12 protein-coding genes are annotated in these 14745 nt (G+C 71.0%); 4 read left to right on the forward strand and 8 right to left on the reverse strand.

The window, feature by feature from the left end; genetic code table 11:
* Positions 1 to 50: 50 nt before the first annotated feature.
* Entirely contained in the window at positions 51 to 776 is a 726-nt protein-coding gene (locus IF02_RS0110935) for an SDR family oxidoreductase (protein WP_030155749.1), read from the reverse strand.
* Between the two features lie 168 nt (positions 777 to 944).
* Between IF02_RS0110935 and IF02_RS0110940 the strand changes: the two genes are divergently transcribed.
* Positions 945 to 1814, forward strand: coding sequence for a LysR family transcriptional regulator (locus tag IF02_RS0110940; protein WP_030155751.1), 870 nt, complete (start codon positions 945 to 947; stop codon positions 1812 to 1814).
* A 40-nt stretch (positions 1815 to 1854) separates the two neighbouring features.
* Here IF02_RS0110940 and IF02_RS0110945 read toward each other — a convergent pair whose 3' ends face one another.
* Both IF02_RS0110945 and IF02_RS0110950 read right to left on the reverse strand, forming a co-directional pair.
* On the reverse strand, positions 1855 to 2286 hold the full coding sequence (locus IF02_RS0110945) for a universal stress protein (RefSeq protein ID WP_030155753.1): 432 nt from the start codon (positions 2284 to 2286) through the stop codon (positions 1855 to 1857).
* Positions 2287 to 2358: 72 nt separating this feature from the next.
* Positions 2359 to 3870, reverse strand: a complete 1512-nt coding sequence (locus IF02_RS0110950) for an APC family permease (RefSeq protein ID WP_030155755.1) — start codon at positions 3868 to 3870, stop codon at positions 2359 to 2361.
* Between the two features lie 201 nt (positions 3871 to 4071).
* Between IF02_RS0110950 and IF02_RS0110955 the strand changes: the two genes are divergently transcribed.
* The gene (locus IF02_RS0110955; protein WP_030155757.1) at positions 4072 to 5349 is read left to right on the forward strand and encodes an Nramp family divalent metal transporter; all 1278 of its coding nucleotides are present in this window, start codon (positions 4072 to 4074) and stop codon (positions 5347 to 5349) included.
* 144 nt (positions 5350 to 5493) lie between these two features.
* Here IF02_RS0110955 and IF02_RS33635 read toward each other — a convergent pair whose 3' ends face one another.
* The 3 genes from IF02_RS33635 to katG all read right to left on the reverse strand — a co-directional run bounded on the left by IF02_RS33635 (position 5494) and on the right by katG (position 10793).
* Positions 5494 to 7128: a hypothetical protein gene (locus tag IF02_RS33635; protein ID WP_158708484.1), complete on the reverse strand. Its 1635-nt coding sequence runs from the start codon at positions 7126 to 7128 to the stop codon at positions 5494 to 5496.
* Between the two features lie 243 nt (positions 7129 to 7371).
* Positions 7372 to 8331, reverse strand: a complete 960-nt coding sequence (locus IF02_RS0110965) for a DUF5996 family protein (RefSeq protein ID WP_030155761.1) — start codon at positions 8329 to 8331, stop codon at positions 7372 to 7374.
* Positions 8332 to 8561: 230 nt separating this feature from the next.
* On the reverse strand, positions 8562 to 10793 hold the full coding sequence (gene katG / locus IF02_RS0110970) for a catalase/peroxidase HPI (RefSeq protein ID WP_030155763.1): 2232 nt from the start codon (positions 10791 to 10793) through the stop codon (positions 8562 to 8564).
* A 216-nt stretch (positions 10794 to 11009) separates the two neighbouring features.
* Here katG and IF02_RS0110975 point away from each other — a divergent pair, with 216 nt between their 5' ends.
* Positions 11010 to 11432: a Fur family transcriptional regulator gene (locus tag IF02_RS0110975; protein ID WP_030155764.1), complete on the forward strand. Its 423-nt coding sequence runs from the start codon at positions 11010 to 11012 to the stop codon at positions 11430 to 11432.
* Between the two features lie 110 nt (positions 11433 to 11542).
* Here IF02_RS0110975 and IF02_RS0110980 read toward each other — a convergent pair whose 3' ends face one another.
* Both IF02_RS0110980 and IF02_RS0110985 read right to left on the reverse strand, forming a co-directional pair.
* Entirely contained in the window at positions 11543 to 12724 is a 1182-nt protein-coding gene (locus tag IF02_RS0110980) for an MAB_1171c family putative transporter (RefSeq protein ID WP_030155766.1), read from the reverse strand.
* Positions 12725 to 12770: 46 nt separating this feature from the next.
* On the reverse strand, positions 12771 to 13727 hold the full coding sequence (locus IF02_RS0110985) for a GDSL-type esterase/lipase family protein (protein ID WP_030155768.1): 957 nt from the start codon (positions 13725 to 13727) through the stop codon (positions 12771 to 12773).
* Positions 13728 to 13959: 232 nt separating this feature from the next.
* Between IF02_RS0110985 and IF02_RS0110990 the strand changes: the two genes are divergently transcribed.
* A complete protein-coding gene (locus IF02_RS0110990) occupies positions 13960 to 14739 on the forward strand; it encodes a hypothetical protein (RefSeq protein WP_030155770.1) in 780 nt (259 codons plus the stop codon).
* The last annotated feature ends 6 nt before the right edge of the window (positions 14740 to 14745 follow it).

Raw genomic sequence — 14745 nt, forward strand, 5'->3', positions numbered from 1 at the left:
CCGAGCACCTGATGGACGCGGGGCTGCTCGAAGCCACGGCGTGAGCCCGGTCAGGCCAGGGCGGTCCCACCGTCGACGGTCACCACGGTGCCGGTGGCGTACGACTGCCGGAGCAGGTAGACGTAGGCCTCGGCGACCTCCGCGACTTCGCCCACGCGGCCCAGCGGAAGGTTAGCGCCGGTCTGCTCGTACATCCGCTCGCGCTCGGCGGGTTCGATCCGCGACCAGAGCGGCGAGCGCACCACCCCCGCCGATACGGCGTTGACCCGGATCGGGGCGAGTTCCACGGCCAGGCCCCTGACCAGGGCCTCGACGGCGCCGCAGATGCTCGCCGCGACGGCCCAGCCGGGTCCGGGCCGGCTGCTCGCGGTGCCGCTGGTGAGGACCACCGAGCCGCCCGGCCGCAGCAGGGGAGCGGCTGCGGCCACCGCGCCGAGGGCGCCGAAGTAGCGCAGGGCGAAGAACTCCCGCGCCGCATCGATGTCCAGCTCGTCGAGCCGCATCAGGGCGAGGGGTTCCCCGGCGGTGAACACGAGGTGGTCGAATGCGCCCACCCGCTCGAAGACCGCCGCGATCTGCGCGGGGTCGCGCAGGTCCGCCACTTCTGCCGACGTGCCGGCCGGGAGGGCGGCGAGCGCGCGGGCGGCGCTGTCGGTGCTGCTCGATACGGTGACCACCTGGGCGCCGTGCCGTGCGGCCAGCGAAGCGGTGGCGAGGCCGATGCCCGACGTGCCGCCGAGGACGACGACACGGCGGCCGGAAAGTGAGGTGTTCATGGACGACCTTCTCGGTGCTGAGTACGGACGGGTGGAGCCTGCGGTGGCTCTTCCGATGCTGCCCCCTGCCCTGGGGCGGCGTCCAAGACCTGTCCGGCCTGCTGTCATACCCTCCGGGTATCAGGGGATGGGCCAGGGCCGGACGGACTTCTCGGGTATAACGGCGGGGTGGACGTCGATCTGAGGAAGCTCCGGTACTTCGTGGCCGTGGCCGAGGAACTGCACTTCGGGCGCGCCGCCGAGCGGCTGCACATCGCGCAGCCGGTGCTGTCGCGGCAGATCCGGGCCCTGGAGAAGGAGCTGCGGGCGCAGTTGTTCCGCCGGGACCGCAGGGCCACGGAACTGACCGCCGCGGGCAGCCGGCTCCTGGAGGACGCGCCGGCCCTGCTCGCCGCGGCCGAGGCGGTGCGCCGGCGCGTGGCGGAAGCGGCGGGCGGGCAACTCCGCTTCACGGTGGGGTTCATGCCGGGCGTGACCGTCACCGCGGCCGTACGGGCCATGGCGGCGCGCCATCCCGACCTCGCCCTGGACGTGGTCCGTACCTCCTGGGACGAGCAGACCCGGGTGGTGCTCGACGGCCGGGTGGACGTGTGCTTCGTCCGCATGCCCGTCGACCGGCAGGGCCTGCGGCTGCGACCGCTGTTCGCGGAACCGCGAGTCGCGGTGCTCCCGGCCGACCACCGCCTGGCGGGCAAGGCGTCCGTCGGCATCGCCGAACTCGCCGCGGAACAACTGCTGCAGGACCCGGACGCGGTGCCGGAGTGGCGGGATCTGCCGGAGCGCCTCACGGAGCAGCGGCGTTCGCGCCCGCGCCTGGTGGCGAACACGGTCGAGGAGAAACTGGAGTACGTGGCCGCGGGGGAGGGGATTCTGGTCCTGCCCGTGTCGGTCGTGACCTTCTACACCCGCCCCGACGTGGTCCACGTACCGATCGAGGACATCGCGGACAGCCAGGTCTGCCTCGCCTGGAGCGCGGGCCGTTCCTCGCAACTCGTCCGGGACTTCGTCGAAGCGGCCGCGGCCGCCCTCGCCGAGTGAAGGGGCCCGCAGCGGTCCTCGGCGCCTGGTTCCGCACCCGCTACGGCGCGACGTCGCCCGCCGTCGGCACGCACAGCACCGGCACCTGCGACAGGTGCAGCAGCTTGTGCGGGGTGGAGCCCAGCAGGGCGCCGCGGATCGGGCTGTCACCCCAGCTGCCGACGATGATGACCCGGGCCCGGTGGCGTTCCGCGGCGTCGAGCAGGGCCTGGGCCGGTTTCTCGTCGACCACCTCGACCGTCGACGGGACGCCGGCCTCGTCGGCGGCCTCGACGGCGCGGGCCAGGGCGCTGCGCCCCGCCTGGCGGACGGCTTCCCGGTGGGCCCGGTACTCCTCGCCGGCGGCAGCGCCGGGCGCGGCGGCTCCGTAGACGAGGACGAGCGGTTCGCCGAAGGCGGTCGCGACCTCGAGCGCCACGTGCAGGGCCCGCTCCGCGCCGGGCGACTCGTCGTACCCCAGGACCACAGACATCAGGGACTCCTTCGGGAATTCCGTTCCGCGAGGGCCGCACGCGCAGCACGGGCCGTACGGGCCGCCGGTCGGCTACGGCTTCTTGCCGTGGACGAGTGCCGGGTCGACCACGCCCCGCCGCTCCCGCCAGAACCTGCCGTCGTGCACCCGCCAGAAGCACATGATCAGCACGCCGACCACGGCGATCCCGATCCCGATCACCAGCGGCGGGCCGAGACCGAACCAGGAGACCCCGCTGGCCGAGTTCTCCGGATTCGACATGTCGCTGATGGACTCCTCCAGCAGCCAGGCCAGCAGACCCGCCCCGACCACCGGCCCGAGGCCGATGAGCAGGAAGTTGTGCAGGTTCTCCAGCAGGTGGCGGCGGTAGTAGACGGCGCAGGCCACCCCGGTCAGCGCGTAGTAGAAGGCGATGAGCAGGGAGAGCGCCGTCAGCGAGTCCAGGAGGGCGTTCTCGCTGATCTGGTTGACGGCGAGGTACCAGGCGATGGCGATGGCGGCGACCCACCAGGTACTCACGTCCGGGGTCCGGAACCGCGGGTGGATGTGCGCGAGCGGCGGCGGCAGCGCGTGCCGGCGGGCCATCGACAGCGCCGTCCGGGAGGCCGGGATGATCGTGGTCTGGGTCGAGGCCAGGGCGGAGGTGCAGACGGCGAGGAGCACGACCCAGTCCCAGCCTCCCATCACCTCGTGCGCGAGCACCGCGAAGATGGCCTCTTCCTCGCCCGCGTTCTCGGCGAGGAACGCGGTTCCGGCGTACGCGACGACGGCGAAGCCGACGGCCAGGTAGGTCACCAGGAGCACCACGGTCGACCAGATTCCGGCCTTGCCCGGCGCGGTGGCGGAGTCCTTCACCTCCTCGGTGAGGTTCACCGCCGACTCCCAGCCCCAGTAGATGAACACGCCGAGCAGCAGGCCGCCGGTGAGGGCGGCGCCGCCGGCACCGAAGGGGTTGAGCCAGGAGAGGGAGGGCTCGATGGAGTCGAGGGTGCTGGTGCCGGCGTACACGCGGTAGAAGGCGACCACCGCGAAGGCCAGGAGGAAGAAGACCTGGGCGAGGATGAGGATGTCCTGGAGGTGGGCCGACAGCTCGGTGCCGATGACACAGATCGCGGTCATGGCGAGGATCACCACGACGGCGAGGGTCTGGCGGATCACCGGGTTCGCGGCCCAGCCGTCGAGGCCGGCGGCGAGCAGGCCGAATTGGACGGCGACGTCGGCCAGCGAGCCGATGACCAGGACGCCGGTCATGGTGATCGCCCAGCCGCCGAGCCAGCCGGCCCAGGGGCCCATGGCCCGCGTCACCCACGAGAACGTCGTCCCGCAGTCCTGGTCGACCTTGTTGAGGTAGTAGAAGGCGGCGGCGATCAACAGCATCGGGACGAACGACGCCAGCATCACACCCGGCGCGTAGATCCCGACCAGCGCCACGATCGGCCCGATGACGGCGGCCAGCGAATAGGCGGGCGAGGTGGAGTTCAGGCCGATGACGAGCGCGTCGAGGAACCCGATCGCGTTGTGTTTGAGCTCCGCGTTCGGGATCTCCGCGCCTGCTGCGCCGCCGCCGGCACTGTCCTGGGCCATGTACGCATCGTCATGCACCCGGCGGCGCCGCGCGAGGCGCGTGGTCTGTCCGGGGGCCCGGCCGGGGCCCGGCCGGGGAGGGCCTCTTGCGCGTCCACCGCCGAGCCGCTTGGGTGACCGGGGCGCGCCGGGGCACCGGGGCACGGGTCACCGGGGCGGGCGGGCCAGGCGGGCGAGCACGGGAAGGCGGCAGGCGGACGAATGGCGGACACCCTCCAGACCGGCACGGAGGAGAGCGAGAACGACCTCCCGCGCAAGGCGAGCTGGCGCCACATCGGACCCGGCATCGTCGTCGCCGCGACCGGCGTGGGTGCCGGAGACCTCGTGGCCACGCTCATCGCGGGCAGCAAGTTCGGCTACACGCTGTTGTGGGCGGCGGTGATCGGCTGCCTGGTGAAGATCTCCCTCGCGGAGGCCGCCGGCCGCTGGCACCTCGCCACCGGACGCACGCTCTTCGACGGCTGGCGCAGCCTCGGCTCCTGGACCACGGTCTACTTCGCCGGGTACGTCGTCGTCTGGGGCTTCGTCTACGGCGCCGCCGCGATGTCCTCCAGCGCCCTCCCGCTCGCCGCCCTCTTCCCGGACACGATGGACCTCAAGGCCTGGGCCGTCCTGTGCGGGCTGGCGGGCCTGGTCTTCGTCTGGTTCAACCGGTACGCCGTCTTCGAGAAGGTCATGACCGTCCTGGTCGGCGTCATGTTCCTGGTCACCGTGTACCTCGCGGTCCGGGTCACGCCGCACCTCGGCGCCGCCCTCGCCGGCCTCGCGCCCGTCCTCCCGGACGGTTCGCTGATCTACACGCTCGGCCTCGTCGGAGGTGTGGGCGGCACCATCACGCTCGCCGCGTACGGCTACTGGGTCAACGCCAAGGGCTGGACGAACGCGGGCTGGATGAAGGTGATGCGCCTCGACAACCGGGTCGCGTACCTCACCACCGGCATCTTCGTCGTGGCCATGCTCTTCGTGGGCGCGGAGCTGCTGCACTCCTCCGGGGTGGCGATCGCGAAGGGCGACCGCGGGCTGCTCGACCTCACCGACATCCTGGCGGACCGCTACGGAACACCGACCGCCAAGCTCTTCCTCGTCGGGTTCTTCGCCACCTCCTTCACCTCCCTGATCGGCGTGTGGCACGGCGTGAGCCTGATGTTCGCCGACTTCGTGACGAAGTACCGCCCCTCCCTGGCCCCGGCCGGCACGAGCCGCGAGAAGTCCCTCCCCTTCCGGGCCTACCTGCTCTGGCTCACCTTCCCGCCCATCAGCCTGCTCTTCCTCGACCAGCCGTTCGGGCTCGTCATCGTGTACGGGGTCATCGGCGCGTTCTTCATGCCGTTCCTGGCCCTCACCCTGCTGTGGCTGCTCAACAGCTCGCGCACACCGGCCGACTGGCGCAACGGGCTGCTGAGCAACGTGATGCTGGCCGCCGCCGGACTGCTGTTCGTGGTGCTGTGCGTACAGCAGGTACGGGAGCTGCCCTGGTAGCGGGCGGGTCGCGGGCCCCGGGGCCGAACCCGTGACGAGGACGACGGGGCAACGGAACGGCCCGGAACCCCAGCAGGGGTTCCGGGCCGAACAGGGCTTGCCATGCGCCACGCGGTCGGGAAGCGGCCGCGAGCCGGCGGTGGGTCAGTTCGTCTGGTAGACGCCGAAGATGTCGACGACCAGGTCGATGTCGTCCCAGCCGCGGTTCCAGACGTCGACGATGCCGTTGTAGCCCATGCCCGCCTGGACCAGGTTCGGGACGGTGTCGCCCCGCTTCCAGTTCAGGTTGGACGAGTTGGGCGGCGTCGGCCAGGTCGCCCAGTTGTTGTCGTAGGCGGCCAGCGAGTTCGGGTCCGGGGACACCGTGAGGTAGCCGTCGCCCCGGGTGTTGGTGACCGTCGTGTTCAGCACGTACGCCGTGTTCTGCGGACGCGAGCTGGACAGCGGCATGTAGATGTAGCCCTGGCCGCCCAGCGGGCCGTACACCGAGTCCGCGGGGTCGCGGGTGTCGAGCAGCCGCTCCGGCAGGAACGGCAGGTAGGCGCCCTGGCTGTCCTTGCTGTAGTAGCCGACCACGTCGACGATGACGTCGGTGCCCTTCCAGGCGCCGTTGCGGATCTTGATCGAGCCGTCGGCGCCGATCGGCACGATGACCGAGTTGGCGACGGTCTGGCCACCGCGGAAGTTCAGGTTGGACGTGCTCGGGGCCGCCCCGCCGCTCGGGTAGACGGTCAGGTGGCCGTCCTCGCGCGGGTTGGTGATGGTCACGTTCAGCGCGACGGCCGTGGCGTTGTACGGAATGCCGTTCCGGCCGGTGATCGGGACCCCGGTGGTGCCCTGGCCGGCGACCTGGCCCTGGCCCTCGCGGGTGTCGAGGAAGCGCGAGGGGCTCAGCGGGGTGTAGCCGCTGGAGGAGGTGCGGGTGAAGTAGCCGGTGATGTCGGCGATGAGGTCGACCGGCTCCCAGCCGCCGTTGTAGAGGTCGACGTAGCCGTTCTTGTTGACCGGCACGATCACCAGGTTCGGGACGGTCTGGCCGGCGGAGAAGTTGACGTTCGACGTGGTCGGGCGGTCGCTGCCCTCGGGGAAGACGGTGACGTGGCCGCCGCTGGTGGTGTTGGTGGCGGTGACGTTGAGCACCACGGCCGTGACCCCGGCGGGGATCGCGCCGTTGCCGGAGATCTTGACCCGGGTGGTGGCGTACGGGGCGACCTTGCCCTGCGGCGCACCCGTGCCGTTGCGCGTGTCCAGCAGGCGGGTGGGCGCGTACGGAGTGAAGTCGGAGCCGGGCGTCACGACGGCCAGCTCGTTGACGCCGCGCACACCGGTACCGTCGGACAGGGTGACCTTGATCGTGTACGAGCCGATCTCCGCGTAGGAGTGCGTCTCGGTCGAGTTGGTCGGCCCGTTGGCACCGTAGGTGACGCTGGTGCCGTCCCCCCAGGCGACGTTGACCGAGAGCGCGGTGCCCGGGTCGCTCGTGACGGCGAGGTCCAGGCTGATGCCGCGCGCGCTGGTGCCCTTGGCGGCCAGGCCGACCGTCGGCTCCGCGGCGGCGCTGCCCTCGGCCTGCGCGGAGGCGTCGGCCTTGCCGTTGCCCTTGGCGGCGGACGGGGTGTGGACCGTACGCTCGGCAGGGCTCTTCACGGTGGTGAAGTTCGACGCCGCGACCTTGTTCAGGTCCACGTCGGGTGCGGAGAGCCCGTGCGGGCCGGCCGCGCCGGGCGTGCCCGGAGCCGCCTGGGCCACGCCCGGTATGAGACCCACACTGGCTGCCACGACGGCAGCGGACATTACGAGTCGGCGATTGCGCACCGGCCCCCCCATTGTCGGTAAACGCTTGAACAGGTTCGAAAGCGTGCTCAGAGTACACAGCCGCAGGACGTTGACGAGGGGGTCCCCCCTTGGATCGCCACCCGCCGCCTGCCGCCGGAAGAGCGCCTTGAGATGCTCGCCGCGATCACCCGGAAAATCAAGGAAATAACACTGCCGGCCGCGTGGCCGTGCGGACGAACTCGTCCGTCACGAGGCCCCTGCTGTCGGAGCGTCTCCCCGGGCCAGCGGATCGGTGACGCCGCCCGGGGAGGCCAGGCGCTCGACGTCCCAGCCGTCCAGGGCGGCCGCGGACCGGTAGAGGGATCCGTAGAAATCGAGGACGGCCTGCCGGGGGTGCGCGCTGCCGCGGACATCGTCGTAGTCCAGGGTGGCCAGGCGCCCGGTGCCCCGCTCGGTCCAGTGCGCTGCCGCCGGCCGCAGCGGCTGCTCGGCCAGGCCCGCCGGCTCCGGCGCGGCGTACGCGTAGAAGGCCGGCCGCGGGGAGTCGTCGTCGCCGAACCAGAAGCCGCAGCTGATGACCTCGCGCGAATAGGCTTCCCGGGTCACCGGGTCTACGTCGGGCCCCAGCGTGACGGCGCGGTCGGAGAACCGGGTGACCGCGATGTCGTACGAGTGCCAGAACAGGTGCACCGGGCTGACCTTCCCGGAGAAACCGGAAGCGAACTCCTCCAGCACCAGATTGACCTGGCTGAGCACCTGCCAGTGCCGGTTGACCCAGAACGGGTCGTAGGAGGCGTGCTCCGTGTCCTCGGCGAACGGCCGGTGCGCGTCGGACAGCATGTACGGATGGGGGTGCGCGAGGATCACCGCCACACCGATCCGGTCCAGAGCGGCGAGCGCCTCACGGTAGAAGGACGCCACCGACTGCCCGAGGAGCGGGAACGAGGTGGTCGAGCCGTCGAGACAGGACACGGTCAGCCAGTGGTCGACGAAATCGAAGTCGATCGTGAAGACCGGATCGCCGTCGATCCCGCCCATCGGGCGGGTCGTCATACCCCGCCCCGTGACATGGAACGGCACATTCCACCAGTGGTTGCGCCGTACGCTGCTCGCCAGCCGGATCTTGCCGACGATCTGGGCGAACCGGTGCAGTGTCTCCTTCGAGTCTCGCCACTCCGACAGCGGAATTGCCGGGAACAGGTCCACCGGGCATCCCCCAGCTCGTTGCGCCACGCCTCACGGCTCGTACAACGACATCTTGACCCCACCCGGCCTCCGCCCCCGGCGCGACCTGCGGGCGGCGGACGAACCGTCAGCCATGCGCTCGGGCCGGCGCCGCGACGCGCGGCCGTCCCGACGGCGTCCGGGCCGGTGCGGTCAGCCGTGAAGACGGCTGCCGACCGGCCCGGACGTCACGATCGGAACGATCGGAACGATCAGACGAGGTCGAACCGGTCCAGGTCCATGACCTTGCCCCACGCGGCGACGAAGTCCTTCACGAACTTCTCCTTCGCGTCATCGCTCGCGTAGACCTCCGCGAGGGCGCGCAGCTCGGAGTTCGACCCGAAGACGAGGTCGGCCCGGGTCCCGGTCCACTTCACCTCGCCCGTCGTGACGTCGCGGCCCTCGAAGGTGTTCGCGTCCTGGGCCGTGGCCTTCCAGGTCGTACCCAGGTCGAGCAGGTTGGCGAAGAAGTCGTTCGTCAGCGACTCGGGGGTCGCGGTGAACACGCCGTACGAGGACTGCTGGTGGTTCGCGCCCAGGACGCGGAGCCCGCCGACGAGGACCGTCATCTCGGGGGCGCTCAGCGTCAGCAGGTTCGCCCGGTCGACCAGCAGGTACTCGGCCGGCAGCCGGTTGCCCTTCCCGAGGTAGTTGCGGAAGCCGTCCGCGACCGGCTCGAGCGCGGCGAACGACTCCACGTCCGTCTGCTCCTGGGACGCGTCCGCGCGGCCCGGGGTGAAGGGGACCTCGACGTCGAAGCCGGCGTTCTTGGCGGCCTGTTCGACGGCCGCGCCGCCGGCGAGGACGATCAGGTCGGCGATCGAGACCTGCTTGTCGCCGCTCTGCGCCGAGTTGAAGGACTCCCGGATTGCCTCCAGCGTACGGAGCACCGTCGCGAGCTGATCGGGGTTGTTGACCTCCCAGCCGGCCTGCGGCTGGAGGCGGATGCGCGCGCCGTTGGCACCGCCGCGCTTGTCGCTGCCGCGGAAGGACGAGGCCGAGGCCCACGCGACGGAGACGAGCTCGGAGACCGACAGGTCCGAGGCGAGGACCTGGCTCTTCAGCGAGGCGATGTCCGCGGAGTCGACCAGCGCGTGCGACACGGCGGGAAGCGGGTCCTGCCACAGGAGCGTCTCGGACGGGACCTCCGGGCCGAGGTAGCGCACGATCGGGCCCATGTCGCGGTGGGTCAGCTTGAACCACGCGCGGGCGAACGCGTCCGCGAACTCGGCGGGGTTCTCCAGGAAGCGCCGCGAGATCTGTTCGTAGGCCGGGTCCACGCGAAGCGAGAGGTCGGTCGTCAGCATCGTCGGCGCGTGGGTCTTCGACGCGTCGTGCGCGTCGGGGACGGTGCCGGCTCCGGCGCCCTCCTTCGGCCGCCACTGATTCGCACCGGCGGGGCTCTCGAACAGCTCCCACTCGTACCCGAAGAGGATCTGGAAGAAGCTGTTGTCCCAGGCGGTCGGGGTGTCCGTCCAGATGCCCTCAAGGCCACTGGTGATCGCGTCGGCGCCCTTGCCGGTGCCGAAGCTGTTGCTCCAGCCGAGACCCTGAAGCTCCATCGGAGCGCCCTCGGGGTCGGCGCCGACGTTCTCCGCCGGGCCCGCGCCGTGGGTCTTGCCGAACGTGTGTCCACCCGCGATCAGGGCGACGGTCTCCTCGTCGTTCATCGCCATCCGGCGGAACGTCTCGCGGATGTCGCGGGCCGCGGCGAGCGGGTCGGGGTTCCCGTTCGGACCCTCCGGGTTGACGTAGATGAGGCCCATCTGGACGGCGCCGAGAGGATTCTCCAGCTCACGGTCGCCGGTGTAGCGCTCGTCGTCGAGCCAGGTGGTCTCGGGACCCCAGTACACGTCCTCGTCGGGCTCCCAGACGTCCGCGCGGCCGCCGGCGAAGCCGAACGTCTCGAAGCCCATCGACTCCAGGGCCACGTTGCCGGTGAGGATCATGAGGTCGGCCCACGAGATGCTCCGGCCGTACTTCTTCTTGACCGGCCACAGCAGTCGGCGGGCCTTGTCGAGGTTCCCGTTGTCCGGCCAGCTGTTGAGGGGGGCGAAGCGCTGCTGACCGGCACCGGCGCCGCCGCGGCCGTCGCTGATCCGGTACGTGCCGGCGCTGTGCCACGCCATACGGATCATGAACGGGCCGTAGTGGCCGAAGTCGGCGGGCCACCAGTCCTGCGAGCTCGTCAGCACCTCGGCTATGTCCCGCTTCACCGCGGGGAGGTCGAGGGTCTTGAACGCCTCGGCGTAGTCGAACTCCTCGCCCATGGGGTTGGCCACGGCGGGGTTCTTGGCGAGGATCTTGAGGTTGAGCCGCTCGGGCCACCACTGGCGGTTGCCGCCGCCCTGGGTCGGGTGCGCGGCGCGCTCGTGCGCGACGGGACACCCGCCTCCGGCCTCCGTTTTCGCGTCTACGGCGTTTGCATCATGGTTCTCAGACATGGGAATCCTTCCAAACCGGGCGGATCACGCTGCTAAGGAAAGGGGGCTGCGGAAGCGTCGTACGGGCGTGGCTGCGGTGAGGGTTGGCTGCCGACCGAACCGATCCTACGATGGACGCAATCCAAGTCAAGAAGAGCACCAGTTGCATATCTGATAGGGATCCGGACACCTTCCTGAACTCCGGGCATCCCGCCTGACCTGATTGGGTGGACCGATATGAGTGACCTGCTGGGACGACTGCGAGAGCGCGGCTGGCGCCTGACCTCCCAGCGGCGGGTCGTTGCGGAGGTGCTCGACGGGGAGCACGTGCACCTCACGGCCGACGAGGTGCATGCCCGCGCGGTGGAACGGCTACCCGAGATCTCGCGGGCGACCGTCTACAACGCCCTGGGCGAGCTGGTCACCCTCGGGGAGGTCGTCGAGCTGTCCACGGACGGCCGCGCCAAGCGCTACGACCCCAACGCCCGCCACCCGCACCACCACCTGGTCTGCTCCCGCTGCGGCACCATCCGCGATGTCCACCCGACGGGCGATCTGATGACGGGCCTCCCCGCTGAGGAACGGTTCGGCTTCACGGTGTCGAAGGTCGAGGTCACCTACCGCGGCCTGTGCCCGTCGTGCGCTGACCGGGCTGCTTGACGCAGGGTGCGGACAGATCCTGACCGCTTCTCCCGCCACTGTCGTCCCGTACGTGACCTCCGTCAGGCGGTCAGGCCGTCAGGCAGTCATGCCGTCAGGACGTCACGCCGTCAGGCCGTCTGGCGGAAGGAGCGGACGGCGGGCGACTTGGCCAGGGCCCGGGACATCCGCACCAGACCCGACGGGCTGTTCGGCGAGGTCAGGACCGGGCTCGCAGCCTCCGGCCCGGCGTCTTCCGGTGTGCTGCGCGCGCGGTCCCAGAGGACGACGGCCGTCGCCAGAGCGACCGCGTCGGCCACGGCGGCGGCCTCGTCGGCCGGACGGCCCGCCTCCAGTTCCTCCCGCAGCGCCCTCTCCCGTACCCCGGCGCGCAGGTACGGGCTGACCGTGAGGATCCCGTCGTGGATGTCCGATTCACGCTGCGTCAACCGGATCTCGATCGGCGTCCACGGCCCGCCGGCCAGCGTGATGCTGTGCCGTGTCGCCCCCCGCAGTTCCCGCGACAACGGGCGGAGCTGGGCGTACCGGCGCCACATCCCCCACTGGCTCGTGACGTGCTGGGAGACGAGCGGCAGGACGAACCCGGTCGCGATCAGGAGCGCGGACACGGAAGCGAGGGCCGGTGCGACCTCGGTGCTGAGGACGTCCCAGTCGACGTCCGCCCAGCGCGCGCCGATCGCGCTGAACTTCGCGACGTCGTAGAGGAGGTTCAGTACGTACCCGGAGGCGATCAGCCCCAGCCCCGCGCGCAGCGCGCCGCGGACCTCGCGCGCCCACCGCCGGCACAGGAGCGTCATGGTGACCGCCGCCGTGGTGTGCGCCGCGAGGTAGAGGAGGATCATCTCCCGGATGTACGGCGTGCACGCGTAGTAGGTGTCCAGATCGCGCAGGCGCTCGACGGGGGCCTCGCCGAGCGCGAAGAGGACGTTGATGGCCGCGATGACCGTGAGGGTCACGAGGTTGCACATGCGGGACCACCGGCGGGTGCGCTCCGCGTCCCGCGGACCGCTGCTCCAGCGGAAGATGAGCACGATGTTGGCCCCGGAGAAGGCCGTGAGCAGCGAGAACACGAGCGGTGCGGCGGCGTTCGGCACTCCCGTGAGCCTGTTGACCGCGACGAGGGTGGGTATCGCGGTGAAGCCGAACACGGCGGTGGCCAGCACGAGGAGGACCAGGACGGACCGCAGGAGTTCGTCGCGGGGGTTGCGCCACAGGGCGGGGAGCTTGAGGCCCGCTGCCGCGAGCAGCAGGGCTCCGGGCAGGTAGAAGCCCAGTCCGTTCGAGTCGTTCACGCCGTGCCCTGCTGCTGGTGCTGGTGTTCTTCGTGCATGGTCGGGCTCAGCGACCGGGGATGTCGAGGTGCCGGTACAGGGCCTCGTGCCCTTCGGCGGTGGGGTGGACACCGTCGACGAGCAGTTCGGTCCTCCCGCGCAGCGGCTCCCACATGTCGAGGAAGTCGACGTGGTGTTCGTCGCACCAGGACCGCATCGACTCGCGCAGCTCCCGTACGCGCGCCTCCGTGAAGCGCAGGCCCTCGTAGTCGCCGGTGCGCGTTTCGTCGATCCAGGCCGGTCCCACGACGACGAGTCGCGCATTGTGGGCCAGGGCCGTGGCGGCCAGTGGGCCGAGGCGGTCCGCGATGTACGCAGGCCCGTCGTAGGGGGCGCGCGGAGTGTGCGGACCGTGCGGGGAAGCGAGCGGCACGGCGGAGTCGTTGAGGCCCGCGGCGACGAGGAGCGTGTCGGGCAGGCGGGGAGCCAGCAGCGCGGGAGTCTGCTCGCTGACATCGGTGAGGAAGCTGCCTGGTACGGCCAGGTTGAAGACGCGGTGTGCGGATTCGTTCCCGGCGATGTGGGCGGCCGCGAAGTGGCCCGCCCACCCTCCCCGCGGGTCACAGCGTCCGTACGCGATGCTGTCGCCCACGATGACGATCCGCTGGGCCGAGCGCAGCGGGTCCGCGTCGAGGTAGGCCCAGGCGCTCTCCCCGGTGGTGAGGACCACCCGGCGGCGGGCGTAGTCGTCGACTTCGTACGCATCGGCCGCGGCCAGGTCCTGGTCGGTGAGGTGCAGGACGGCGCCCTCGACGGCGGAGCCCCGCTCGCGCTCCAGGATCAGGTGTACGTCGAGCCCGCTGGCGGCGATCACGGCCGGGTCGGTGATGGGGAGGGGCCGGGTGGTGTAGCCGGCCAGCGACGCGGCGGACGTGGGCACGGCTCGCCCGAAGAGAGCGGTCTGCACCCGCTCGTCCCTCAGGGTGCCGAAGGAGAACAGGGTGTGGGGGCGTGATTCGGACACTGGGAGCCGCGTGGCCTTTCTTGAAATGATTGATCAACTCACCCTAACGGCCGCCCCCGACCCCCCGGAACCGGCCCCCGCACCCTCAGCAGGACCGGAGTGATCGCCTCCGCTCGGCTGCAGCCCCGTGTCCCGAACGCTTTCGCGGGAATGTGCGCGGTTTGCGGAACTCGGGCGCCTCGACCGGTTTTCGCCACTACGATCGGGCCAACTCGACACCGGTGGGCGGGCGATGACAGCGGTCTTCAAGCAGTACACGCGTGAAATGCACCAGAACTTCGACTACTTCGCCACCTGGGCCCCGAACACCGTGCTGGCCCTCGGGGACATCGGCACGGCGCGCGGGCACCTCTTCGAGCCGGTCACCTCGCTGGCCGAGCTCGGGATCCCCTTCTCCGCGTCCCCCGCGGGACCGGAGAGCACCTTCGCCTACACCTCGGCCGGACAGGTGCGCGTCTCCGTGAGCCCGGAGGCCCAGCTCCCCGGGGTGCTCGGAGTCGACCCCGCCCTGCGGCTGACGGTCACCTTCGACCACGCGAAATCGACGTTCTTCCAGGCCGTACGGTGCGAGACCCGGCGGATCAGCGACCTGGCCGCCCTGGAGGCCGGCATCCGGGAATCGATGGCGGCCAAGCGCTGGCGGAGCGACTACGTGGTGGTGACCGAGGTCGTACGGACCGGTCCCGCCGTGATCCTGGTGTCCAGCCGGGCCGACACCCGCGTCGAGCTGGAGGTGTCCGCCGAGTGGGTTCCGGCGGCGGTCCCGCTGGGCGGCGCGGTCGTCGGACTCGGCTCCGCACTGGACCCCAGGTCGGGGCTGGCCGCCCAGGTCATCACCCCGGAGGGCGGCCTGACACCGCTGTTCCGGGGCTGCGCGATGAGGCGCACGGCCTCGGGCCGGCGCCGGCTCCGGGTGCGTTCGCACCAGGCCCCGGCCGCCGAGGCCTCCGAGCGGCAGCTGACCCCGCTCTCCTGGGCGGAGTTCACCCGGGAACCCGTCGAGCGGATCTGACCCCTC

Source organism: Streptomyces sp. NRRL S-244 (assembly GCF_000717915.1).
GTDB lineage: Bacteria > Actinomycetota > Actinomycetes > Streptomycetales > Streptomycetaceae > Streptomyces.